Origin of the sequence: Mycobacterium sp. 2-64 (genome assembly GCF_035918375.1) — a bacterium.
GTDB classification, from domain to species: Bacteria; Actinomycetota; Actinomycetes; order Mycobacteriales; family Mycobacteriaceae; genus Mycobacterium; species Mycobacterium intracellulare.
Genome location: NZ_CP142361.1, coordinates 787,924 through 811,569 on the forward strand (window position 1 = coordinate 787,924; position 23,646 = coordinate 811,569).

General features: G+C 68.6%; 25 protein-coding genes. 20 read left to right on the forward strand and 5 right to left on the reverse strand.

The window, feature by feature from the left end; genetic code table 11:
• Positions 1 to 30: 30 nt before the first annotated feature.
• Genes QGN31_RS03715 through QGN31_RS03730 form a run of 4 tightly spaced genes read left to right on the forward strand, consistent with a single transcriptional unit; the run spans position 31 to position 4,080 of the window.
• A complete protein-coding gene (locus QGN31_RS03715) occupies positions 31 to 1,659 on the forward strand; it encodes an acyl-CoA dehydrogenase family protein (RefSeq protein WP_014942923.1) in 1,629 nt (542 codons plus the stop codon).
• Positions 1,656 to 2,594, forward strand: a complete 939-nt coding sequence (locus QGN31_RS03720) for a crotonase/enoyl-CoA hydratase family protein (protein ID WP_008260861.1) — start codon at positions 1,656 to 1,658, stop codon at positions 2,592 to 2,594. The genes QGN31_RS03715 and QGN31_RS03720 overlap by 4 nt, the downstream gene beginning before the upstream one ends.
• Positions 2,595 to 2,596: 2 nt before the next feature.
• The gene (locus QGN31_RS03725) at positions 2,597 to 3,316 is read left to right on the forward strand and encodes a PaaX family transcriptional regulator C-terminal domain-containing protein (protein ID WP_014942922.1); all 720 of its coding nucleotides are present in this window, start codon (positions 2,597 to 2,599) and stop codon (positions 3,314 to 3,316) included.
• Positions 3,313 to 4,080, forward strand: a complete 768-nt coding sequence (locus QGN31_RS03730; RefSeq protein WP_009957066.1) for a crotonase/enoyl-CoA hydratase family protein — start codon at positions 3,313 to 3,315, stop codon at positions 4,078 to 4,080. Before QGN31_RS03725 ends, QGN31_RS03730 begins: the two co-directional genes overlap by 4 nt.
• A gap of 39 nt (positions 4,081 to 4,119) precedes the next feature.
• Here the strand turns inward: QGN31_RS03730 and QGN31_RS03735 are convergent, their stop codons facing one another.
• Together QGN31_RS03735 and QGN31_RS03740 are read right to left on the reverse strand one after the other, a co-directional pair.
• A complete protein-coding gene (locus QGN31_RS03735; protein WP_014942921.1) occupies positions 4,120 to 4,578 on the reverse strand; it encodes a DUF3060 domain-containing protein in 459 nt (152 codons plus the stop codon).
• 29 nt (positions 4,579 to 4,607) lie between these two features.
• Positions 4,608 to 4,985, reverse strand: a complete 378-nt coding sequence (locus QGN31_RS03740; RefSeq protein ID WP_014381131.1) for a DUF3060 domain-containing protein — start codon at positions 4,983 to 4,985, stop codon at positions 4,608 to 4,610.
• Between the two features lie 196 nt (positions 4,986 to 5,181).
• On the opposite strand from QGN31_RS03740, the gene QGN31_RS03745 reads away from it, so the two are divergent.
• The 9 genes from QGN31_RS03745 to QGN31_RS03785 all read left to right on the forward strand — a co-directional run bounded on the left by QGN31_RS03745 (position 5,182) and on the right by QGN31_RS03785 (position 14,458).
• Positions 5,182 to 5,826 (forward strand): TetR/AcrR family transcriptional regulator, encoded by a 645-nt coding sequence (locus QGN31_RS03745; RefSeq protein ID WP_008260853.1) that lies wholly within the window; start codon positions 5,182 to 5,184, stop codon positions 5,824 to 5,826.
• A gap of 257 nt (positions 5,827 to 6,083) precedes the next feature.
• On the forward strand, positions 6,084 to 6,458 hold the full coding sequence (gene rpsL, locus QGN31_RS03750; protein ID WP_007767794.1) for a 30S ribosomal protein S12: 375 nt from the start codon (positions 6,084 to 6,086) through the stop codon (positions 6,456 to 6,458).
• Complete coding sequence (gene rpsG, locus QGN31_RS03755) at positions 6,458 to 6,928, forward strand: 30S ribosomal protein S7 (protein WP_008260850.1); 471 nt, start codon at positions 6,458 to 6,460, stop codon at positions 6,926 to 6,928. Before rpsL ends, rpsG begins: the two co-directional genes overlap by 1 nt.
• 81 nt (positions 6,929 to 7,009) lie before the next feature.
• A complete protein-coding gene (gene fusA / locus QGN31_RS03760; RefSeq protein WP_008260848.1) occupies positions 7,010 to 9,115 on the forward strand; it encodes an elongation factor G in 2,106 nt (701 codons plus the stop codon).
• A 176-nt stretch (positions 9,116 to 9,291) separates the two neighbouring features.
• Positions 9,292 to 10,482 carry an elongation factor Tu gene (gene tuf / locus QGN31_RS03765; RefSeq protein ID WP_008260847.1) on the forward strand — a complete coding sequence of 397 codons (1,191 nt, stop codon included), beginning with the start codon at positions 9,292 to 9,294 and terminating at the stop codon, positions 10,480 to 10,482.
• Between the two features lie 165 nt (positions 10,483 to 10,647).
• Positions 10,648 to 11,394, forward strand: coding sequence for a PE family protein (locus QGN31_RS03770; protein WP_014942920.1), 747 nt, complete (start codon positions 10,648 to 10,650; stop codon positions 11,392 to 11,394).
• 92 nt (positions 11,395 to 11,486) lie between these two features.
• Positions 11,487 to 12,335, forward strand: coding sequence for an SHOCT domain-containing protein (locus QGN31_RS03775; RefSeq protein ID WP_041785217.1), 849 nt, complete (start codon positions 11,487 to 11,489; stop codon positions 12,333 to 12,335).
• 91 nt (positions 12,336 to 12,426) lie between these two features.
• The gene (locus QGN31_RS03780) at positions 12,427 to 13,245 is read left to right on the forward strand and encodes a mycofactocin-coupled SDR family oxidoreductase (protein WP_014942919.1); all 819 of its coding nucleotides are present in this window, start codon (positions 12,427 to 12,429) and stop codon (positions 13,243 to 13,245) included.
• Between the two features lie 25 nt (positions 13,246 to 13,270).
• Positions 13,271 to 14,458, forward strand: a complete 1,188-nt coding sequence (locus QGN31_RS03785) for an NAD(P)/FAD-dependent oxidoreductase (RefSeq protein WP_014942918.1) — start codon at positions 13,271 to 13,273, stop codon at positions 14,456 to 14,458.
• 7 nt (positions 14,459 to 14,465) lie between these two features.
• On the opposite strand, the gene QGN31_RS03790 is transcribed toward QGN31_RS03785, so the two are convergent.
• Positions 14,466 to 15,293 (reverse strand): inositol monophosphatase family protein, encoded by an 828-nt coding sequence (locus QGN31_RS03790; protein WP_009956322.1) that lies wholly within the window; start codon positions 15,291 to 15,293, stop codon positions 14,466 to 14,468.
• A 567-nt stretch (positions 15,294 to 15,860) separates the two neighbouring features.
• On the opposite strand from QGN31_RS03790, the gene QGN31_RS03795 reads away from it, so the two are divergent.
• Positions 15,861 to 16,721, forward strand: a complete 861-nt coding sequence (locus QGN31_RS03795; protein ID WP_193375520.1) for an aldo/keto reductase — start codon at positions 15,861 to 15,863, stop codon at positions 16,719 to 16,721.
• A 62-nt stretch (positions 16,722 to 16,783) separates the two neighbouring features.
• Here QGN31_RS03795 and QGN31_RS03800 read toward each other — a convergent pair whose 3' ends face one another.
• Both QGN31_RS03800 and mftR read right to left on the reverse strand, forming a co-directional pair.
• On the reverse strand, positions 16,784 to 17,827 hold the full coding sequence (locus QGN31_RS03800) for a DUF2332 domain-containing protein (RefSeq protein ID WP_014383299.1): 1,044 nt from the start codon (positions 17,825 to 17,827) through the stop codon (positions 16,784 to 16,786).
• On the reverse strand, positions 17,824 to 18,417 hold the full coding sequence (gene mftR / locus QGN31_RS03805) for a mycofactocin system transcriptional regulator (protein ID WP_009957101.1): 594 nt from the start codon (positions 18,415 to 18,417) through the stop codon (positions 17,824 to 17,826). The genes QGN31_RS03800 and mftR overlap by 4 nt, the downstream gene beginning before the upstream one ends.
• A 102-nt stretch (positions 18,418 to 18,519) precedes the next feature.
• Between mftR and mftA the strand changes: the two genes are divergently transcribed.
• The 6 genes from mftA (at position 18,520) to mftF (ending at position 23,643) form a co-directional block, all read left to right on the forward strand.
• Positions 18,520 to 18,609, forward strand: coding sequence for a mycofactocin precursor MftA (mftA, locus tag QGN31_RS03810; RefSeq protein ID WP_007773607.1), 90 nt, complete (start codon positions 18,520 to 18,522; stop codon positions 18,607 to 18,609).
• Positions 18,594 to 18,935, forward strand: coding sequence for a mycofactocin biosynthesis chaperone MftB (gene mftB, locus QGN31_RS03815; RefSeq protein WP_201358779.1), 342 nt, complete (start codon positions 18,594 to 18,596; stop codon positions 18,933 to 18,935). Before mftA ends, mftB begins: the two co-directional genes overlap by 16 nt.
• Positions 18,932 to 20,143, forward strand: a complete 1,212-nt coding sequence (gene mftC / locus QGN31_RS03820) for a mycofactocin radical SAM maturase (protein WP_009957098.1) — start codon at positions 18,932 to 18,934, stop codon at positions 20,141 to 20,143. The genes mftB and mftC overlap by 4 nt, the downstream gene beginning before the upstream one ends.
• Positions 20,144 to 20,145: 2 nt before the next feature.
• Positions 20,146 to 21,333, forward strand: coding sequence for a pre-mycofactocin synthase MftD (gene mftD, locus QGN31_RS03825; RefSeq protein WP_009957097.1), 1,188 nt, complete (start codon positions 20,146 to 20,148; stop codon positions 21,331 to 21,333).
• A gap of 163 nt (positions 21,334 to 21,496) precedes the next feature.
• Entirely contained in the window at positions 21,497 to 22,228 is a 732-nt protein-coding gene (gene mftE, locus QGN31_RS03830) for a mycofactocin biosynthesis peptidyl-dipeptidase MftE (RefSeq protein WP_014942914.1), read from the forward strand.
• On the forward strand, positions 22,225 to 23,643 hold the full coding sequence (mftF, locus tag QGN31_RS03835; RefSeq protein ID WP_014385805.1) for a mycofactocin biosynthesis glycosyltransferase MftF: 1,419 nt from the start codon (positions 22,225 to 22,227) through the stop codon (positions 23,641 to 23,643). The genes mftE and mftF overlap by 4 nt, the downstream gene beginning before the upstream one ends.
• The last annotated feature ends 3 nt before the right edge of the window (positions 23,644 to 23,646 follow it).

Below are 23,646 nucleotides of genomic sequence, written 5' to 3' on the forward strand. Positions count from 1 at the left end.
CAACTGTCGGAAAAATGTAACATTGATCCCATGTCGGACACCCATGTCGTCACCAACCAGGTCCCGCCCCTGGAAGACCACAACCCCGCCACCTCGGCGGTGCTCATCGAGGCCCTGATTCGCGAGGGAGGGCAGTGGGGCCTGGACGAGGTGAACGAGGTCGGCGCCCTGTCGGCCAGCCGCGAGGCGCAGCGCTGGGGCGAGCTCGCCGATCGCAACCGGCCCATCCTGCACACCCACGACCGCAACGGTCACCGGATCGACGAGGTCGAATACGACCCGGCGTACCACGAGCTGATGCGCGCGGCGATCGAACACGGCATGCACGCCGCGCCCTGGGCCGACGAGCGGCCGGGTGCGCACGTCGTGCGGGCCGCCAAGACCTCGGTGTGGACGGTCGAACCGGGGCACGTCTGCCCGATTTCGATGACGTATGCCGTGGTGCCCGCGCTGCGCTACAACCCCGAGCTGGCCAAGGTCTACGAGCCGCTGCTGACCTCCCGCGAATACGACCCGGAACTCCGGCCGGCCACCGCCAAGCCCGGCATCACGGCGGGCATGTCGATGACCGAGAAGCAGGGCGGCTCCGACCTGCGCGCCGGCACCACGCAGGCCACCCCCAACGCCGACGGCACCTACAGCCTGACGGGCCACAAGTGGTTCACCTCGGCGCCGATGTGTGACATCTTCCTGGTGCTCGCGCAGGCGCCCGGAGGGTTGTCGTGCTTCATGCTGCCGCGCGTGCTGCCCGACGGCACCCGCAACCGGATGTTTTTGCAGCGCCTCAAGGACAAGCTCGGCAACCACGCCAACGCCTCGAGCGAGGTCGAGTACGACGGCGCGATCGCGTGGCTGGTGGGCGAGGAGGGCCGCGGCGTGCCGACCATCATCGAGATGGTCAACCTCACCCGGCTGGACTGCACGCTGGGCAGCGCCACCAGCATGCGCACCGGTTTGACCCGCGCGATCTACCACGCCCAGCACCGAAAGGCCTTCGGCGCCTACCTCATTGACCAGCCGCTGATGCGCAACGTGCTGGCCGATTTGGCCGTGGAGGCGGAGGCGGCCACCATGGTCGCGATGCGGATGGCCGGCGCCACCGACAAGGCGGTGCGCGGCGACGAGACCGAGGCGCTGCTGCGCCGGATCGGCCTGGCCGCCAGCAAGTACTGGGTGTGCAAGCGCTCGACCCCGCACGCCGCCGAAGCCCTGGAATGCCTGGGCGGCAACGGCTATGTGGAGGACTCCGGCATGCCGCGGCTGTACCGGGAGGCGCCGCTGATGGGCATCTGGGAGGGTTCGGGCAACGTCAGCGCGCTGGATACGTTGCGCGCCATGGCGACTCGTCCCGAATGCGTCGAGGTGCTGTTCGACGAAATCGCCGAGAGCGCGGGCCAGGACCCGCGCCTGGGCAACCATGTCGCGCGGCTGCGCGCCGACCTGGCCAACCTGGAGTCCATCGCCTACCGCGGCCGCAAGGTCGCCGAGGACATCTGCCTGGCGCTGCAGGGCTCGCTGCTGGTGCGCCACGGGCACCCCGCCGTCGCCGAGGCGTTCCTGACGACCCGGCTCGACCGCCGGTGGGGCGGCGCGTTCGGCACCATGCCCGACGGGCTCGACCTCGCGCCGATTCTCGAGCGTGCTCTAGTAAAGGGATGACTCACGCGATCAGGCCGGTCGACTTCGACAACCTGAAGACGATGACCTATGAGGTCACCGACCGGGTCGCCCGGATCACGTTCAACCGGCCGGAGAAGGGCAACGCGATCGTCGCCGACACGCCGCTGGAGCTCTCCGCGCTGGTGGAGCGCGCCGACCTCGACCCGAATGTGCACGTCATCCTGGTGTCCGGTCGCGGCGAGGGATTCTGCGCCGGATTCGACCTGAGCGCCTACGCCGACCGCACCGGGTCGGCCGGCGGCACCGGCGCGTACGCGGGCACCGTGCTGGACGGAAAGACCCAGGCGGTCAACCATCTGGCGGATCAGCCGTGGGACCCGATGATCGATTACCAGATGATGAGCCGCTTCGTGCGAGGCTTTTCCAGCCTCATGCACGCCGACAAGCCCACGGTGGTCAAGATCCACGGCTACTGCGTGGCCGGGGGCACCGACATCGCGCTGCACGCCGACCAGGTGATCGCCGCCGCCGACGCCAAGATCGGCTACCCGCCCACCCGGGTGTGGGGCGTGCCGGCGGCCGGCCTGTGGGCGCACCGGCTCGGCGACGCGCGCGCGAAAAGGCTGCTGTTCACCGGCGATTGCATCACCGGCGCGCAGGCCGCCGAGTGGGGATGGGCGGTCGAGGCGCCGGATCCGGCGGACCTCGACGAGCGCACCGAGCGGCTGGTCGAGCGGATCGCCGCGGTGCCGGTCAACCAGCTGATCATGGTCAAGCTCGCGCTGAATTCCGCCCTGCTGCAACAGGGTGTGGCCACCAGCAGAATGGTCAGCACGGTGTTCGACGGCGTCGCCCGGCACACGCCCGAGGGCCACGCGTTCGTCGCCGACGCGGTCGAGCACGGATTCCGTGAGGCGGTGCGGCATCGCGACGAACCCTTCGGCGACCACGGCCGCCGGGCGTCCGGGGTGTAGCGATGCCGGACATGACGGCGCGGTCGGTGGTGCTCAGCGTGCTGCTCGGCGCCCACCCGGCGCGCGCCCGCGCCAGCGAACTGGTCAGGCTCACTTCCGATTTCGGCATCAAGGAGTCGACGCTGCGAGTGGCGCTGACCCGGATGGTCGGCGCGGGCGACCTGGTCCGCAACGCCGACGGCTACCAGCTCTCGGACCGCCTGCTCGCCCGCCAGCGGCGCCAGGACGATGCCATCGACCCGCGCGTGCGTCCCTGGCGCGGGGAGTGGGTCACCCTGGTCGTGACCAGCGTGGGGGACGACGCACGCACCCGGGCCGCGCTGCGAACCGCCATGCACGACAAGCGTTTTGGTGAGCTGCGCGAAGGGTTGTGGATGCGCCCCGACAACATCGACGCGGAGCTGGGCCCCGACGTCGCCGCCAGGGTCCGGGTGCTGCGGGCGCGCGACGGCGACCCCGCCGAGCTGGCCGCGCAGCTGTGGGACCTGCCCGCCTGGGCACAGGCCGGGCACCGGTTGCTCGACGACATGGCCGCCGCGCCGGACATTCCCGGCCGTTTCGTGGTGGCCGCCGCGACCGTCCGGCACCTGCTCACCGACCCGGTCCTGCCCGACGAACTCCTGCCGGCCGACTGGCCCGGGGCCCGGCTGCGGGCGGCCTACCATGACTTCGCCGCTGAGCTGCTGCGGCGGCGCGAACCACTATGTGCGGAGGCGAGATGAGCGATCCGGTGCGCGTCGAGCGCAACGGCCGGGTGACCACCGTGATCATCGACCGGCCGGGGGCGCGCAACGCGGTCAACGGCCCGACGGCCGCCGCGCTCTATGCGGCGTTCGAGGAGTTCGACCGCGACGACACCGCGTCGGTCGCCGTGCTGTGGGGCGACGGCGGAACGTTCTGTGCCGGAGCCGATTTGAAGGCGTTCGGCACACCCGTCGCCAACGCCGTGCACCGGAGTGGCCCGGGCCCGATGGGCCCGACGCGGATGGTGCTGTCCAAGCCCGTCATCGCCGCGGTCAGCGGCTACGCCGTCGCCGGCGGCCTCGAGTTGGCCATCTGGTGTGATCTGCGGGTGGTCGAGGAGGACGCCGTGTTCGGGGTGTTCTGCCGGCGCTGGGGTGTTCCCCTGATCGACGGGGGCACGGTGCGGCTGCCGCGCCTGATCGGCCACAGCCGCGCGATGGACATGATCCTCACCGGCCGCGCCGTGGCCGCCGACGAAGCCGAGGCCATCGGGCTGGCGAACCGGGTGGTCCCCAAGGGCCAATCGCGCCGGGCCGCAGAGGAATTGGCGGCACAACTGTCGGCGCTGCCGCAGCAGTGCCTGCGCTCGGACCGGCTCTCGGCGCTACACCAATGGGGGGCAACGGAATCCGAGGCGCTCGACTTCGAATTCGCCAGCATCTCCCGGGTCGCCGCCGAGGCGAACGAAGGGGCCGGGCGGTTCGCCGCCGGCGCGGGGCGTCACGGCGCGGCCGCCGATTGAGGGCGCGTTAGCCGCCGATCAAGGCCGGGGAGCCGCCGGTCAGCTGCCCTTGTTAATCGTGTTGTCCGAGCCGAGGTTGTCGACCTTGGGATCGCCGTCTTTGTAGGTGATGGTGTTGTTCATCCCGAGCACGGTGATGCGCTTCTCGACCTTGTCGAGGGTGATCTTGTTGTTGGTGCCGCCGATGTTCACCGTCGAGCAGCTGCCGGTGACGGTCAGGGTGTTGTCCGAACCGGCCACGTTCAGCGACTTGCCGGTGGCGCAGTCGAGGTTGGTGGTGGTGCCCATCGACCCGTAGTTCACCGTGTTGCCGATCTCGAGGGACGCGGTGGTGCTCGCGCCGCTCGAACCCGTCGTCGGCGCGGCGCCGGCACTGGTCGTCGGGCTGCTCTTCGTCGTGGTGGTGGAGGAGCCCGCCGGCGGGTTGGCCGTCGAGCTGCAGCCGGCCAGCACCAGGATCGCGGCGGCCGGTGCCAGGGCGAAGGTGTGCACACGCATCGTTGTTTGATTCCCCTCGGTATGGTGCCTCAGCCCGGCACCTGCTGGAGCCGGTTGGTCATGCCCAGTTCGCGGCCCCGGTCCCACAGGAACGGCTGACCACCCTTGTAGAGCACGGTCTGGTCGTGGCCGTACACCGTGATGTCGTGCGAAACCGAGTCGGCGATAACGACATTCGACGAACCCATCACCGTCACGGCGTAGCAGTTGCCCAGCGCGGTGACCGTCAGGAACGAGCCGTTGACCAGCAGCGTGGCGTCGTTGCAGTCGACCGTCTGCTCCATGTCCTCCCCGATGACATGGGTGTCGCCGTTCTTGGCCTGCGCAAGGCCCGGCACGGCCGCGAAACCGGCGACGACGGCGACGGCGCACGTGGCCAACGACCCGGCGACAGTTGTCCACTTCACTGCGGGCCCCCTCTTGGACGGGTCGTCTGCTCGAATGAGCCAAGCATGACATTACGTGCATTCGCCCGCCCGATGGCAGATTTTCTTTTGGTTTGCCGGGCGCTCATGCCCCTGCGGGGAGATTAATGTCTGAACGGTCGTCAACTAGAGTCATTAGTTAACCGCAACCCGTTCCCGCGATCGAAGGGCGACCGCCATGGCAGCTCAACCGGAATCGCCGTCGGCGGCCGGGCGCCAACGCGCGGGACGGCCCGGTTCGCGCCCGACCAAGCTCAGCCGGGAAGGGATCATCGACGGCGCGCTGACGTTCCTGGACCGCGAGGGCTGGGACGCCCTGACCATCAACGCGCTGGCGACGCAGTTGGGCACCAAGGGGCCGTCGCTGTACAACCACGTGGACAGCCTGGAGGACTTGCGCCGGGCGGTCCGGATCCGGGTGATCGACGACATCATCATGATGCTCAACCGGGTGGGCGAGGGCCGCGCCCGCGACGACGCGGTGCTCGTCATGGCCGGCGCGTACCGCAGCTACGCCCACCACCACCCGGGCCGCTACTCGGCCTTCACCCGGATGCCGCTGGGTGGCGAAGACGCCGAGTACGCGGCGGCGACCCGCAGCGCGGCCGCCCCGGTGATCGCCGTGCTGTCCTCCTACGGTCTAGACGGCGCCGAAGCCTTCCACGCCGCGCTGGAGTTCTGGTCCGCGATGCATGGCTTCGTGTTGCTCGAGATGACCGGCGTCATGGACGACATCGACACCGACGTGTTGTTCTCCGACATGGTGCTGCGCCTGGCGGCGGGTCTGGAACGGCGCACCGCCCACGACGGCGCCAGGGGCTAGGCCCCCTTGCGATCGCCGCTTTGACCTGCGAGACCGGCGGCGGGTATTGTGGTTCCTCGTGCCTGGCGGCTTACGGCGCCTAACCGTAAGGAAGTGAATGCCGGGCGAATTCGCGTGTCCACCATGCATCGGACTTACGTCCGGTGCGCAGCGCATGCGACACACCCGGCCGCGGGGTGAAGCGGACGGTCATAACTGCAGTACACAGACTTGAAGACGCCAGAAATATGCCGAACACGAACAGAGAAAGCCGGTAGATGCCAACCATTCAGCAGCTGGTCCGCAAGGGTCGCCGGGACAAGGTCGCCAAGGTCAAGACCGCGGCCCTCAAGGGCAGCCCGCAGCGCCGTGGCGTATGCACCCGCGTGTACACCACCACTCCGAAGAAGCCGAACTCCGCTCTTCGGAAGGTCGCCCGCGTGAAGCTGACGAGCCAGGTTGAGGTGACGGCGTACATCCCCGGCGAGGGACACAACCTGCAGGAGCACTCGATGGTGCTGGTGCGTGGTGGCCGGGTGAAGGACCTGCCCGGTGTCCGGTACAAGATCATCCGCGGTTCGCTCGACACCCAGGGCGTCAAGAACCGCAAGCAGGCTCGCAGCCGTTACGGCGCCAAGAAGGAGAAGAGCTGATGCCGCGCAAGGGGCCCGCGCCGAAGCGCCCGTTGGTCAACGACCCGGTCTACGGGTCGCAGCTGGTCACCCAGCTGGTGAACAAAGTCCTGCTGCAGGGGAAGAAATCGCTCGCCGAGCGCATTGTTTATGGTGCGCTCGAACAAGCCCGGGACAAGACGGGCACCGATCCCGTGATCACGCTCAAGCGTGCTCTCGACAACGTCAAGCCCGCCCTGGAGGTGCGCAGCCGCCGCGTCGGTGGTGCCACCTATCAGGTGCCGGTCGAGGTGCGTCCGGATCGGTCCACCACGCTGGCACTGCGCTGGCTGGTCAGCTTCTCGCGGCAACGCCGGGAGAAGACCATGGTCGAGCGCCTGGCAAACGAGATCCTGGATGCCAGCAACGGCCTGGGTGCCGCCGTCAAGCGACGCGAGGACACCCACAAGATGGCCGAGGCCAACCGCGCCTTCGCGCACTACCGCTGGTAGGTCTTTGCGGCCCGCGCGCCGGGGCGCTGGCCTGACCGCGACAGACAGCAATTAAGCAATCGAAAGAGTGGGAAGACTTCTGTGGCACAGAAGGACGTGCTGACCGACCTGACCAAGGTCCGCAACATCGGCATCATGGCGCACATCGACGCCGGCAAGACGACGACGACCGAGCGCATCCTCTACTACACCGGTATCAGCTACAAGATCGGTGAGGTGCACGACGGCGCCGCCACCATGGACTGGATGGAGCAGGAGCAGGAGCGGGGGATCACCATCACCTCCGCGGCCACCACCTGCTTCTGGAAAGACAACCAGATCAACATCATCGACACCCCCGGGCACGTCGACTTCACCGTGGAAGTCGAGCGCTCGCTGCGTGTCCTCGATGGCGCCGTCGCCGTCTTCGACGGTAAGGAGGGCGTGGAGCCGCAGTCCGAGCAGGTCTGGCGGCAGGCCGACAAGTACGACGTCCCGCGCATCTGCTTCGTCAACAAGATGGACAAGATCGGGGCCGACTTCTACTTCTCCGTGCGCACCATGGAGGAGCGCCTCGGCGCCAACGTCATCCCGATCCAGCTGCCGGTCGGCTCCGAGGGTGACTTCGAGGGCATCGTCGACCTGGTCGAGATGAACGCCAAGGTGTGGCGCGGCGAGACGAAGCTGGGCGAGACCTACGACACCATCGACATCCCGGCCGAGCTGGCCGAGAAGGCCGAGGAGTACCGCACCAAGCTGCTCGAGGCGGTCGCCGAGACCGACGAGGCGCTGCTGGAGAAGTACCTGGGCGGCGAGGAACTGTCGGTCGACGAGATCAAGGGTGCGCTGCGCAAGCTCACCATCAGCTCCGAGGCCTACCTGGTGCTGTGCGGCAGCGCGTTCAAGAACAAGGGCGTGCAGCCGATGCTGGACGCCGTGATCGACTACCTGCCCTCGCCGCTGGACGTGCCGCCGGCCGTCGGCCACGCGCCGGGCAAGGAGGACGAAGAGGTCACCCGCAAGCCGTCGACCGACGAGCCGTTCTCCGCGCTCGCGTTCAAGGTCGCGACGCACCCGTTCTTCGGCAAGCTGACCTACGTCCGGGTGTACTCCGGCAAGGTCGACTCCGGCAGCCAGGTCATCAACGCCACCAAGGGCAAGAAGGAGCGGCTGGGCAAGCTGTTCCAGATGCACTCCAACAAGGAGAACCCGGTGGAGACCGCCTCGGCGGGTCACATCTACGCGGTGATCGGGCTCAAGGACACCACCACCGGTGACACCCTGAGCGACCCGAACCAGCAGGTCGTGCTGGAGTCGATGACCTTCCCCGATCCGGTCATCGAGGTGGCCATCGAGCCCAAGACCAAGAGCGACCAGGAGAAGCTGTCGCTGTCGATCCAGAAGCTCGCCGAGGAGGACCCGACCTTCAAGGTGCACCTGGACCACGAGACCGGCCAGACGGTGATCGGCGGGATGGGCGAGCTGCACCTGGACATCCTGGTGGACCGGATGCGCCGCGAGTTCAAGGTCGAGGCCAACGTCGGCAAGCCGCAGGTGGCCTACAAGGAGACCATCCGCCGCAAGGTGGAGAACGTCGAGTTCACCCACAAGAAGCAGACGGGCGGCTCCGGCCAGTTCGCGAAGGTCATCATCAACCTCGAGCCGTTCACCGGCGAGGACGGCGCGACCTACGAGTTCGAGAACAAGGTCACCGGTGGGCGCATCCCGCGTGAGTACATCCCGTCGGTGGACGCGGGCGCGCAGGACGCCATGCAGTACGGTGTCCTGGCCGGTTACCCGCTGGTGAACATGAAGGTCACCCTGCTCGACGGGGCGTTCCACGAGGTCGACTCGTCGGAGATGGCCTTCAAGATCGCCGGTTCGCAGGTGCTGAAAAAGGCTGCGGCGCAAGCGCAGCCAGTGATCCTGGAACCGATCATGGCCGTCGAGGTCACCACGCCCGAGGACTACATGGGCGATGTGATCGGCGACCTGAACTCCCGCCGTGGCCAGATCCAGGCCATGGAGGAGCGGAGCGGTGCGCGCGTCGTGAAAGCGCATGTGCCGCTGTCGGAGATGTTCGGCTACGTCGGCGACCTGCGGTCCAAGACCCAAGGCCGGGCGAACTACTCCATGGTCTTCGACTCGTACGCCGAAGTGCCGGCGAACGTGTCAAAGGAGATCATCGCGAAGGCGACGGGCCAGTGAGCGAAGACTCACGATTCCAGAGGCGAGTAAGCGGAGCTTACGAGCAAGGAGTCGAGCCAAAAGCTCAAGTCCGCTCGGAGTAATCTTGCCGGGTCATTGGAATGCCTTGGGCGCGGCACAACTGAAAACACCAACACTGCTTTAACAAGCACCAACTAGTCCAGGAGGACACAGAAGTGGCGAAGGCGAAGTTCGAGCGGACGAAGCCGCACGTCAACATCGGGACCATTGGTCACGTTGACCACGGCAAGACCACGCTGACCGCGGCTATCACCAAGGTTCTGCACGACAAGTACCCGGACCTGAACGAGTCCCGCGCGTTCGACCAGATCGACAACGCGCCCGAGGAGCGTCAGCGCGGTATCACCATCAACATCTCCCACGTGGAGTACCAGACCGACAAGCGTCACTACGCCCACGTCGACGCCCCGGGTCACGCCGACTACATCAAGAACATGATCACCGGTGCGGCCCAGATGGACGGCGCGATCCTGGTGGTCGCCGCCACCGACGGCCCGATGCCGCAGACCCGTGAGCACGTGCTGCTCGCCCGTCAGGTCGGTGTGCCCTACATCCTGGTCGCCCTGAACAAGGCCGACATGGTCGACGACGAGGAGCTCCTCGAGCTCGTCGAGATGGAGGTCCGCGAGCTGCTGGCCGCCCAGGAGTTCGACGAGGACGCCCCGGTGGTGCGGGTCTCCGCGCTCAAGGCGCTCGAGGGCGACGCCAAGTGGGTCGAGTCCGTCGAGCAGCTGATGGAGGCCGTCGACGAGTCGATCCCGGACCCGGTCCGCGAGACCGAGAAGCCGTTCCTGATGCCGGTGGAGGACGTCTTCACCATCACCGGGCGTGGCACCGTGGTCACCGGTCGTGTCGAGCGCGGTGTGATCAACGTGAACGAGGAAGTCGAGATCGTCGGCATCCGCCCGACCAGCACCAAGACCACGGTCACCGGTGTGGAGATGTTCCGCAAGCTGCTCGACCAGGGCCAGGCCGGTGACAACGTCGGTCTGCTGCTGCGTGGTATCAAGCGTGAGGACGTCGAGCGCGGCCAGGTCGTGACCAAGCCGGGCACCACCACGCCGCACACCGAGTTCGAGGGCCAGGTCTACATCCTGTCCAAGGACGAGGGCGGCCGGCACACGCCGTTCTTCAACAACTACCGTCCGCAGTTCTACTTCCGCACCACCGACGTGACCGGTGTGGTGACGCTGCCGGAGGGCACCGAGATGGTGATGCCCGGTGACAACACCAACATCTCGGTGAAGCTGATCCAGCCCGTCGCCATGGACGACGGTCTGCGGTTCGCGATCCGCGAGGGTGGCCGCACCGTCGGCGCCGGCCGGGTCGTCAAGATCATCAAGTAGTTCGCTACTGAGTCAGGTCGAAGCCCGGATTGCCCACACGGCAATCCGGGCTTCGTCTGCTGTGCGCATCGCCTCGCCGGACCGGCGCGGAAATGATGCGGCCGCAGAGCGCCCTGCACTAGGATTTCGGCATAGTTCTCGGTGACCGTGAGGCGTGGCGGGGAGGTGCCGATGTCGTTCGTTCAAACGATTCCCGAATTCGTTGCGGCTGCCGCGACGGACCTGGCCAGGATCGGGACGACGATCACCTCCGCCAACACGGCGGCGATGGGGCCGACGTCGGCGGTGCTCGCCCCCGGCGCCGACGAGGTGTCGGCGAGCATCGCCGCCCTGTTCGACGCCCACTCCCAGGTCTATCAGGCACTCAGCGCCCAGGCGGCCGCCTTCCACAGCCAGTTCGTCCAGCTGATGAACGGCGGTGCGATGCAGTATGCCGCCGCCGAGGCGGCCAACGCGACGCCGCTGCAGACCGCGGCCGCGCCCGCATCGATGGCCGCGCAGGTACCGACGATGACGGCCGGCGCCATGAGCGCCTCCGCGCCGACCGCGCCCGCGGGGCCCCTGGCGGCGGCGGTGGCCCCGGCGGCCGCGGTGCCCGCACCGGCCGGCACGCCGGTCGCGGCGGCGCCGGTGGGGTCGGCGACGCTGGCCTCGGCCACCGCACCCGCCGGACCGGCGCGGGTGGCGACGCCGGCCTACGCACCGGCCGGGCCCGCGAGCACCGTCACGCCCGCGGCGTCGGCACCGACCGGCACGTCCGCCGCGCCGCCGGCGCAGGTGGCGCCGCAGGCCTCCCCGGCCACGACGCTGCCGGTATCGCCGCGCACCGCCCCGCACTCGCCGGCGGGGACGCAGCCCGCGGCGCCCCCGGTGCGCCGGGTGCCGATCGTCCCGCCCGAATCGCTGGCCTGATCGCGGCCGAACCCGGTTTGCGCGTATCGCGTTCGCGGCGAGCCCCCGAGCGCTAATCTGACACAAATCCCCAGCAAGCCTAGGAGGGGCAAGTGTTAGCGCGCTACCTGAAGGCACAGTTAGTCGTTTTGCTGTGCGGAGGCCTCGTGGGGCCGATTTTCCTGGTCGTGTATTTCGTCATGGGGCTCGACAGCCTGCTGCAGTGGATGTTTTACGTCGGCCTGCTGATCACCGCGGCCGACGTGCTGATCGCGCTCGCGCTGGCCAACTACGGCGCCAAGACGTCGGCGAAGGTGGCCGCCCTCGAACAGAGCGGCGTGCTGGCGCTCGCGCAGATCACCGGCATCACCGAAACGGGCACGTGGGTCAACAACCAGCAGGTCGTCAAGGTGCACCTGCACATCGCGGGGCCCGGGCTGCTGCCGTTCGACAGCGAAGACCGCGTGATCGCCAGCGTCACCCGGCTGGGCAACCTCAACGCCCGCAAGGTGGTGGTCCTGGTCAACCCCACCACCAACGAATACCGGATCGACTGGGAGCGAAGCGCTTTGGTCAACGGCCTGGTGCCCGCGCAGTTCACGGTGGCCGAGGACAACCGGACCTACGACCTGAGCGGGCAGGCGGGCCCGCTGATGGAGATCCTGCAGATCCTCAAGGCCAACAACGTTCCCCTCAACCGGATGGTCGACATCCGGTCGAACCCGGCGCTGCGCGGCCAGATCCAGGCGGTGGTGCGCCGGGCCGTCGAGCAGCAGTCATCGGCCGCCCAACCGGCGCCGGGTGCCCCGCCGTCCGCGGGCGCGGCGCCGTCGGCGGTCGTCACGCCGCCCGAACCGTCGATCGCCGCGCGGCTGCAGGAGCTGAACGATCTGCACGCGAGCGGCGCGCTCACCGACCAGGAATACAACAGCCGCCGCGCTGCGATCATCGCCGAAATCTAGGGGCTCGTCCGCCCACCTGCGGGCGAATTAGAACACGTTTCAGTTCCGCTGCTAGCCTGGCTTGGTCTGTCGGCGGTCGAAGGGGTTACACGTGGCTGGATCACTGCACGGGCGGGTGGCATTCATCACCGGGGCCGCCCGCGGCCAGGGGCGATCGCACGCGGTGCGGCTGGCCGCCGAGGGCGCCGACATCATCGCGCTCGACATCTGCGCGCCGGCATCGGCCAGCGTGACCTACCCGCCCGCCACCCCCGAGGACCTCGACGAGACCGCGCGCCTGGTGGAGGGGCAGGGGCGCAAGATCCTGACCCGCGTCCTCGACGTCCGCGACGACGCCGCGCTGCGGGAGCTGGTGGCCGACGGGATGGAACAGTTCGGCCGGCTCGACATCGTGGTCGCCAACGCGGGAGTGCTGAGCTGGGGCCGCGTCTGGGAGCTCACCGACGAGCAGTGGGACGCCGTCATCGGGGTCAACCTGACCGGCACCTGGCGCACGCTGCGCGCCACCGTGCCCGCGATGATCGAGGCGGGCAACGGCGGTTCCATCGTCGTGGTCAGCTCCTCGGCGGGGCTCAAGGCCACACCGGGCAACGGCCACTACTCGGCCAGCAAGCACGGGCTCACCGCGCTCACCAATACCCTCGCGATCGAGCTCGGCGAATACGGCATCCGGGTCAACTCGATCCATCCGTACTCGGTCGAAACCCCGATGATCGAGCCCGAAGCGATGATGGAGATCTTCGGCAGGCATCCCAGCTTCGTGCACAGCTTCCCGCCAATGCCGGTGCAGCCCAACGGCTTCATGACGGCCGACGAAGTCGCCGACGTCGTGGCGTGGCTCGCCGGCGACGGGTCCGGCACACTGACCGGCACGCAGATCCCGGTAGATAAGGGTGCCCTAAAGTACTGACCGGCCACCGTGCTAAGAACTCCACGTGAGTACTGACGCGAGCGCCACCAACGGAATCGTGATCGTCGGCGGCGGATTGGCCGCCGCCCGCACCGCCGAGCAGCTGCGGAAATCGGAGTATTCCGGGCCCATCACGCTCGTCAGCGACGAGGTCCACCTGCCGTATGACCGCCCGCCGCTGTCGAAAGAGGTGCTGCGCAAAGAGGTCGACGACACCGCGCTCAAACCGCGCGAGTGGTACGACGAGAACGACATCACCCTGCGGCTGGGATCGGCCGCGACAAGCCTGGACACCGCGGCGCAGACGGTGACGCTCGACGACGGGACGACGCTTCGCTACGACGAACTCGTCATCGCCACCGGGCTGGTACCGCGACGCATCCCGTCGATCCCCGACCTCGAGGGCATCCGGGTGCTGCGCTCGTTCGACGAGTCCCTGGCGCTGCGCGAGCACGCGTCCGCGGCGCAGCGCGCCGTCGTCATCGGCGCCGGCTTCATCGGCTGCGAGGTGGCGGCCAGCCTGCGCAGCCTGGGGGTGGACGTGGTGCTGGTGGAGCCCCAGCCCACTCCGCTGGCCGCGGTGCTCGGCGAACAGATCGGTGAGCTGGTGGCCCGGCTGCACCGCGCCGAAGGCGTCGACGTCCGGCTCGGGGTCGGCGTGGCGGAGGTGCGCGGTGACACGCGCGTCGAGGCGGTGGTGTTGAGCGACGGCACCGAGTTGGCGGCCGACGTGGTGGTGGTCGGCATCGGGTCGCGCCCGGCGACCGAATGGCTCGAGGGCAGCGGAGTTGACGTCGACAACGGCGTCATCTGCGACGAGGCCGGGCGCACCAGCGCGCCGAACGTGTGGGCGCTCGGGGACGTCGCGTCGTGGCGTGACGCGACGGGACACCAAGGGCGCGTGGAACATTGGAGCAATGTCGCCGATCAGGCCCGCGCCGTGGTGCCCGCGATGCTGGGGCAGGACGTGCCCACCGCGGTGGTGGTTCCCTACTTCTGGAGCGACCAATACGACGTCAAGATCCAGTGCCTGGGTGAGCCGGAGGCCGACGACATCGTGCACGTAGTCGAGGACGACGGTCGCAAGTTCCTGGCCTACTACGAACGCGACGGCGCCCTGGCCGGCGTGGTCGGCGGCGGGATGCCCGGCAAGGTCATGAAGATGCGCGCCAAAATCGCTGCGGCCGTGCCCATTTCGGAAGTGCTGGGCTGAGCCTTCGCTAGCCGACGGCGGTCGCGTACCGGTCGCCGACGTTCTCGGTGTTGCGGATCACCGTCGCGAGTTGCTCGGCGATGCCCGGCGCGCTGATGACCGTCGACGCGGACTTGTGGGTGTGGGGATTGCCCTGGGCGTCGGTGAGCTGCGCCCCCGCTTCCCGGGCGATGAGGGTCCCCGCCGCGGTGTCCCAGGGCTTGTTGGACATCATCACGCAGGCGTCCAGGGCGCCCTCGGCGACGAACGCGAGGTCCAGGGTCGCCGCCCCGATCATGCGGATGCGCTCGACCCGCGGCACCAGCTCGGCGGTGAGCGCCAGCCGGTGCTCGTTCAGCCTGCCGGCGTCGTGGCCGACGGCGTAGTCGCCGAGCGACACGATGGCCCCGCTGAGGCTGTCGGCGGCGCTGGCGTTGATCCGCTGGCCGCCCAGGAAAGCGCCCTTGCCCTCGATGGCGTGGTAGGTCTTGCCGAGCAGGGGAGCGTGGGTGACCGCGACCACGGTGCGCCCGGTGCGCATCAGCGCCAGTGATACGGCGCACAACGGCAGCCCGTGGACGAAGTTCGACGTTCCGTCGATGGGGTCGAGTACCCAGAGCCACTCGGAGGTTTCGATGTCCGGCTGTTGCTCGGACTCTTCGGCCAACAGTGGGATCTCGGGTGTGGTTTGGGCCAGGTAGTCGGCGATGTCACGCTGGATCGCGAGGTCGATGTCGGTGACCAGGTCACGGTCTCCCTTGTGCTGCACCGAGCTCGGCTGTGATTTCTTGAGCGTGGCGGCACCGATTTGCGTTGCTTGCCAGGCAATTTCGAAAAGCTCTTGCATTGTCTTCATGCGACAGACTTGCCTCGCTTCCAGGGGTAGCGCGTGGTCGCGTCTCTCGAGGATAGGGGACAGGTGATTTCACATCACAGTCGCATCACGGTATATCACGTTCGCATCACGACGCAGCTATGTCCGTTCCCCCGGGAGTGAAACACGCACCATTGTCGGTGTTTTCGCCGGTAAGGCGCCTGCCCCAGGGAGAATTACGCTGAAATCGGTGATGCGCCACAACGCAATTCGATGGTGTTGCACATCACATCGGTTTGAGGTTTCGTTTGTCTTCGTCGAGGGCACCGGGCGCTCGTGTTTGCGGTGTCACAAAATTGCCAAAATTCCATCGCCAATCTTATTGTGCTGGAAAGACGTAACTTCTGAGCTCGCGTTTTTTTGCTAATGCGACGTCGACCGCCTCGGTCCGGGCGCCGTCCGCCCGGCTCGGTTATTGTCTCCAAGCGAACGATGTATGGGGCCCATACGCACCAGAAGGGGTTGGCATAAGCCGCCTGGTGTGTTGTCCCTGAATCGTTTACGTCGAAGAAACCCCACACCCCAACCTGGCAGGCAGGTGATTGAAAAGTGACAGTGATTGATGAGATATACAGCGCTTCCAGCGTGATTCCGACCGTCGCTCTCAACGACGAGGCGAAGATGCCCGTACTCGGCTTGGGCGTAGCCAAATTGTCCGATGAGGAGACGGAAAGCTCGGTACTCGCGGCCCTGGAGGCTGGCTGCCGCCTCATCGACACCGCTGCCTCGTACGGAAACGAAGAAGCCGTCGGGCGGGCGATCGCCGCGTCGGGCATCCCGCGTGAGGAGTTGTTCGTCGCCACCAAGCTGGGCACCTCGAGGCAGGGCTTCCAGAGTGCCCAGGAGTCGTGCAAGGAGAGCCTGGACCGTCTTGGGCTGGATTACCTCGACCTCTACCTGATCCACTGGCCGGCGCCGAAGCTGGGCAAGTACGTGGAGAGCTTCGAGGGCATGAAGGTCGCCCGCGACGAGGGGCACGTCCGCTCGATCGGCGTCTGCAACTTCACCGAGGAACTGCTGGCGAACGTCATCGAGGAGACCGACGAGGTGCCCGCGGTGAACCAGGTCGAGCTGCACCCGCGCCTCAACCAGGCCGAGCTGCGCCAGGCGCACGCCCAGCACGACGTGACCACGCAGTCCTACAGTCCGCTGGGCGTCGGCAAGATGCTCGAGGACCCGACCGTGACGGCGATCGCCGCCGAGTACGGCCGCACGCCGGCGCAGGTGCTGGTCCGGTGGAACCTGCAGTTGGACAACGTGGTCGTCTCGCGGTCGTCCAAGCCCGAGCGCGTGGCCCAGAACCTCGACGTGTTCGACTTCACTTTGGAGTCCGAGCACATGGAGGCCATCAACGGATTGCACGACGGCACCCGGGTGCTGCACGATCCGATGACCTTCATGGGGACCTAGTACACGCAACGTCAATGCGGCCGAATTGCCGGGCCTAGTCCGGCAATTCGGCCGCATGCGTTTTACCGCCAGTGCACCGGCGGGCCGTGCGGGTGGCATTCGCCCAGCACGCGCGATTCGCCGTCCGGCCAGCTGCGGGCGCACACCTCGAACCTGATCGGGGCGCCGGGCCCATCGCTCGCCGGCTCCATCGTGAGGTGGGCGAACGGTGAGCGCGCGCCGGCCCGTGCGGCCAGCGCGTCCACGTGGGCGCGCACGGCGTCGCGCTCGTCGGCCGACAGGTATTGCCAGGTGATGGAATGCCAGAGGACGGTGAGCGCGCCGTCGGCCACCCGCAGGCCGGCGACCGCGCCGGCCGCCGTCCGGCGTTCGAGCCGGGCCGGGACCCGGCGGGCCACCTCGATGGCCCCGCGCAGCCGGGCCAGCCGCGTGGCCTGGTCGGGCCAGACGTAGCTCAGCACGGTCAGCTCCCCGTCGGTGTCGCCGACGTCGATCGGCGCGATGTCGTAGCCACACCGCTCGGCGATCCGCACGTCACGCCCGGGCGGCAGCGCGCCGCGCCACGCGTCGTCGATGGCCACCGGCGAGTCGGGCGGCCCCCACTGGCTCCCGGCGAACCGGTAAAGGTAGTGGTCGGCTCGCAGGTTCAGCCCCGCGCTCGACCCGATCTCGAAAAGCCTTATCGGCAAACCGGATTGATTGAGGTGCAGCAAGCCGCCGATCAGTGCGGCCGATCGACCCACCTCGTTGGTCTGCGGGGGTTGATCCAGCGCCGCGCGCAGCGCATCGGCGTGGCCGGCCGCGGCGTCGCGGATCTGAGGCCAGGCCGCTCCGGCGTTCCAGCTCCCGCCGGTGCTGGGGTACCAGCGGCGCAGGTGCGCCGCCCGGCCGTCGAGCACCAGCCGGTGCAGCCCGCCGAGCAGCCGAAGCGGCACCGCGTCGCGCGAGGGGGCGTGGCGGTGCCGGGACAGGATGGCCGCGAACACGCCGCCGGCTTCGACGTCGGCGGCCACCAGCTCGAACAGCTCGCCGTACATCGCGGAGCCCGACGAGGCGCAGAACCTGCCCTGGGCGCGCAGCGTGTGCGCCAGGTGCTCGACGCTCAAGTGTCCAGCTCGTTCAGCCCCGCGCCGACCACGTCGAAGGCATTGCCCAGGGCGACCGGCAGCGGGACGGACTCATCGCTGAGCCAGTGTTCGTAGGCCGACAGCGCCACCCCCAGCATCGTCCAGGCGGCGGTCTGCGGCAGCAGGTCGGTTGTCTTGCAATCGCAACGGCGGGCCACGAACCCGGCGATCACCTCGCGCCAGCCGGCGTACATCGTCATCGAATACGCCTGCAGCTCAGCGGTTTGCAGGATCACCCGCATGCGCTGGCGATGGCGGGCGGTCTCGGACTCGTCAAAGGTGTTGAACGCCAACAACGCCGCGCGCAGGGCATCGCCCAGGCGCACCCGGGAATCCACGTTGTCGAGCAGGTCGCGGAGGTGGGCGAGGTGAGTGTCGAAATCGCCCCACGGGATGGCGTTCTTGGACGCGTAGTAGCGAAAGAGCGTGCGGCGGGAGATGCCGGCGGCGTGGGCGACGTCGTCGACGCTCACGTCGGCGAAACCGCGGGCGGTGAACAGGTCGATGGCCACGTCGGTGATGTGGGCCGGCGTGGTCGAGCGGCGCCTGCCCACCCGCGGCTGCGGCATCTTCGGACCCCGCCCTTCCATTTCGGCACTCGATGCCATATTCTGGCGGCGAGTGTGACTCAGACCCCATCGTTGTCAAGACCCGACGAAAGGCAAGGCCCCGTGGACCACGAGACCGAAACTGACACCCAGCTCGTCACCGAGACCCTGGTCGAAGAGGTGTCCATCGACGGCATGTGCGGGGTCTACTGACCGTGCCTGCGCCCGCGCAGGCCGAAACGGCTCGCCCCGCCGGCGACACCGTGTTCGATCCTGATCGCGGCTGGCGACTGCACCCGCAGGTGGCGGTGCGGCCGGAACCGTTCGGCGCGCTGCTCTATCACTTCGGCACCCGCAAGCTGTCGTTTTTGAAGAACCGCAGCATCCTCACGGTGGTGCAGTCGCTGGCCGAGCACCCCGACGTCCGCTCCGCTTGTCGCGCGGCGGGCATCGACGACGCGGGGCAGGGTCCCTACCTGCACGCGCTGGGTGTACTCGTCGACTCCAAGATGCTGGTGCCCCGGGAGGACCATCAATGACCGCACCGACCCAAGCGGCCGTACCGCGGCTGATCGAGCAGTTCGAGCACGGGCTCGACGCGCCCATCTGCCTCACCTGGGAGCTCACCTACGCCTGCAACCTGGCCTGCGTGCACTGCCTGTCGTCGTCGGGCAAGCGGGATCCGCGCGAGCTGTCCACCCGTCAGTGCATGGACATCATCGACGAGCTGGAACGCATGCAGGTGTTCTACGTCAACATCGGTGGTGGGGAACCCACTGTGCGCCCGGACTTTTGGGAGCTCGTCGACTACGCGACCGCCCATCACGTCGGCGTCAAGTTCTCCACCAACGGCGTCCGGATCACGCCCGAGGTCGCCGCGCGGTTGGCGGCCAGCGACTACGTCGACGTCCAGATCTCGCTGGACGGCGCCACCGCCGAGGTCAATGACGCGGTGCGTGGACCCGGGTCGTTCGACATGGCGGTGCGGGCGCTGGAAAACCTGGCCGACGCCGGCTTCAAAGACGCCAAGATTTCCGTGGTCGTCACGCGGCACAACGTCGACCAGCTCGACGAATTCGCCGCGCTGGCAAGCCGTTACGGCGCCACGCTGCGGATCACCCGGCTGCGCCCGTCCGGGCGCGGCGCCGATGTCTGGGAGGAGCTGCACCCCACCGCCGACCAGCAGGTCCAGCTGTACGACTGGCTGGTCGCCAAGGGCGAGCGGGTGCTCACCGGCGACTCCTTCTTCCACCTGGCCCCGCTCGGTCAGTCCGGCGCGCTGGCCGGCCTGAACATGTGCGGCGCGGGCCGCGTCGTGTGCCTGATCGACCCCGTCGGCGACGTGTACGCCTGCCCGTTCGCCATCCATGACCGCTTCCTGGCCGGAAACGTGCTGTCGGACGGCGGCTTTGACAACGTGTGGAAGAACGCCCCGTTGTTCCGCGAGCTGCGCGAACCGCAGTCGGCGGGCGCCTGCGGCAGTTGCGGGCATTACGACAGCTGCCGGGGCGGCTGCATGGCGGCCAAGTTCTTCACCGGGCTGCCGCTGGACGGGCCGGACCCCGAATGCGTTCAGGGCCACAGCGCGTCGGCGCTGGCGCACGACCGCGAGACGCCGCGCCCCCGGGCCGACCACTCCCGCGGCAAGCGCATCCGCCAACCGGTGCCGCTCACGCTGTCGCTGCGGCCACCGACGGTCACGCCCGCGGCGCCGCCGGCGCGCCTGTGTAATGAAAGCCCGGTGTGACAATGGCCGAGAAATGGTTTGAAACCGTTGCCATCGCGCAGCAACGCGCCAAGCGCCGGCTGCCGAAATCGGCCTATTCGTCGCTGATTTCGGCCAGCGAAAAGGGAATCACGGTTTCCGACAACGTCGAAGCCTTCGGTGAGCTCGGTTTCGCCCCCCACGTCGTCGGCGCGCCGGCCAAGCGCGACATGTCGACCAGCGTTATGGGGCAGGACATTTCGATGCCCGTCCTGATCTCACCGACCGGCGTGCAGGCCGTGCACCCCGACGGCGAGGTGGCCGTCGCGCGGGCCGCCGCCGCCCGCGGCACCGCCATGGGCCTGTCCTCGTTCGCCAGCAAGCCGATCGAAGAGGTCATCGCGGCGAACCCCAAGTTGTTCTTCCAGCTGTACTGGCTGGGTGACCGCGACGCGATCGCGGCGCGGGTCGAGCGCGCCCGGGCGGCCGGCGCGGCAGGCCTGATCGTCACCACCGACTGGAGCTTCTCGCACGGCCGGGACTGGGGCAGCCCCTCGATCCCGGAGAAGATGGACCTCAAGACCATCCTGAAGATGAGCCCGGAGGTGATCACCAAGCCGCGGTGGTTTCTGCAGTGGGCGAAGACCATGCGGCCGCCGGAGCTGCGGGTGCCCAACCAGGGCCGCCGCGGCGAGCCCGGGCCCCCGTTCTTCGCGGCCTACGGCGAGTGGATGGGCACCCCGCCGCCGACCTGGGAAGACATCGCCTGGCTTCGCGAACTGTGGGGCGGGCCGTTCATGCTCAAGGGCGTGATCCGCGTCGATGACGCCAAAAGGGCTGTGGACGCGGGGGTTTCGGCGATCTCGGTGTCGAACCACGGTGGCAACAACCTGGACGGCACCCCGGCCTCGATCCGCGCCCTGCCGGCGATCGCCGCGGCCGTCGGGGATCAGGTCGAAGTGCTGCTCGACGGCGGCATCCGGCGCGGCAGCGACGTCGTGAAGGCCGTGGCGCTGGGGGCGCGCGCGGTGATGATCGGCCGGGCGTACCTGTGGGGCCTGGCCGCGGCGGGCCAACCGGGCGTGGAGAACGTCCTCGACATCTTGCGTGGCGGCATCGACTCGGCCCTGATGGGTCTGGGACATTCCTCGATCCACGACCTCGGGCCCGGCGACATCCTGGTGCCGCCCGGTTTCACCCGGGCGCTGGGCGTGCCGCCGGCCGGCGGATAACGAAAGCCGGGCTATCCAGGGCGGCTTTGTCGGAATTATTTGACGGCCACGGAAATCGTGGTACGGGCGGGGTAACCGTGACGAACGAGCCGACAATTCGAATGACCGATGAACGGCGCGGAAAAAAAGTTATTTTCAAGCTTCAACAATTGGTGCACGCCAGGTGAATTCGTCCTACCATCACCGAGTGCCCGTACTCGGCGAACTAGGAACAGCGACGTCGAGCCAGCTGTCCGGCACGGCGGCATCGGTCATGATTCCGCTGGGTTCGACCGAGCAACACGGGCCGCACCTGCCGCTGGACACCGACACCCGGATCGCGACGGCGGTCGCCCGGCGCGCTCGCGCGCGCCTCGGCGACGGGTGGCTGGTGGCGCCGGCCATCGCCTACGGCGCGAGCGGCGAGCACCAGAGCTTTGCCGGGACGATCTCGCTCGGCACCGAGGCGCTGACGCTGCTGCTGGTCGAGTACGGCAGGTCGGCGGGCACGTGGGCCCGGCGCCTGGTCTTCGTCAACGGCCACGGCGGCAACGTCGCCGCGCTGGGCGCCGCGGTGGCCAGGCTGCGCGCCGAGGGCCGCGACGCCGGGTGGTGCCCCTGTGTGGCCCCCGGCGGTGACGCCCACGCCGGGCATACCGAAACATCGGTGTTGCTGCATATCTCGCCAGCCGATGTCCGGACCGACCGGTGGCGCGCCGGCAACACCGCACCGTTGCCGGAGTTGCTCGGGCCGATGCGCCGCGGGGGAGTCGCGGCGGTCAGCCCGGTCGGCGTGCTGGGCGACCCGACCACCGCCACCGCCGCCGAGGGCGAGCGCATCGTCGCCGAGATGGTCGACGAGTGTGTCCGCCGCGTCGCCCGCTGGGGGCCCGGCCCCGACGGGATGCTGACATGACCTCCTCGGCGCCCCGGCTGCCCGACGGCTTCGCGGTCCAGGTCGACCGCCGCGTGCGGGTGCTCGGCGACGGCTCGGCGCTGCTCGGCGGTTCGCCGACCCGGCTGCTGAAGCTGGCCCCGGCGGCACAGGACATGCTCTGCGACGGCCGGCTGAAGGTGCGCGACGATCTCAGCGCCCAGCTCGCCCGCACCCTGCTGGACGCCACGGTCGCCCATCCCAGGCCCGCCGGCGGGCCGTCGCACCACGACGTGACCGTGGTAATCCCGGTGCGCAACAACCTTTCTGGCGTGCGCCGGCTGGTGAGCTCGCTGCGCGGGCTGCGCGTCGTCGTGGTCGACGACGGCTCGTTCAACGCCGTCGAGCCCGAAGACTTCGTCGGCGCGCACTGCGACATCGAGGTGTTGCGCCACCACCGCAGCAAGGGCCCGGCGGCGGCCCGCAACACCGGGCTGGCGGCCTGCCGGACGGACTTCGTGGCGTTCCTGGATTCCGACGTCGCGCCGCGCCGGGGCTGGCTGGAGGCCCTGCTCGGTCACTTCTGCGACCCCACCGTCGGCCTGGTCGCGCCGCGCATTGTCGGCCTGTCGCACAACGAGAACGTGGTGGCCCGCTACGAGGCCGTGCACTCCTCGCTCGACCTCGGTGAGCGCGAGGCCCCGGTGTTGCCCCACAGCACGGTGTCGTATGTCCCCAGCGCGGCCATCATCTGTCGCTGCTCGGCCATCCGGGAGGTTGGCGGGTTCGACGAGACATTGCAGTCCGGCGAGGACGTCGACCTGTGCTGGCGGCTGATCGAGTCGGGCGTCCGGCTGCGTTACGAGCCGATCGCGCTGGTGGCCCACGACCACCGCACCGAATTGCGGGATTGGCTCGCGCGCAAAGCGTTTTACGGCGGCTCGGCCGCCCCGCTGTCGGTGCGCCACCCGGACAAGACGGCGCCGGTGGTGATCTCCGGCTGGGCGCTGATGACCTGGACGCTGATGGCCTTCGGGTCCACGCTGTCGCGGCTGGCGTCCATCGTGCTGGCCGTCCTGACGGGGCGGCGCATCGCGCGGGCGATGCGCAGCGCGGAGACGTCGATGGCCGATGTCGCCATGATCGCGGGCCGCGGCCTGTGGTCGGCGGCGCTGCAGCTGGCGTCGGCGCTGTGCCGGCACTACTGGCCGCTTGCGCTGATGGCCGCGACCATGTCGCGGCACTTCCGGCGGGTGGTACTGGTCGCGGCCGTCATGGACGGGGTGGTCGACTGGCTGCGCCGCCGGGACGCCGTCGGCGACGACGTCGAACCGATCGGGCTGCCGACCTATCTGGTGCTCAAGCGCGTCGACGACCTGGCGTACGGCCTCGGGTTGTGGTGGGGTGTGCTACGGGAGCGCAACGTGCGCGCCCTGAAACCCCAGATCCGCAGTTAGCCG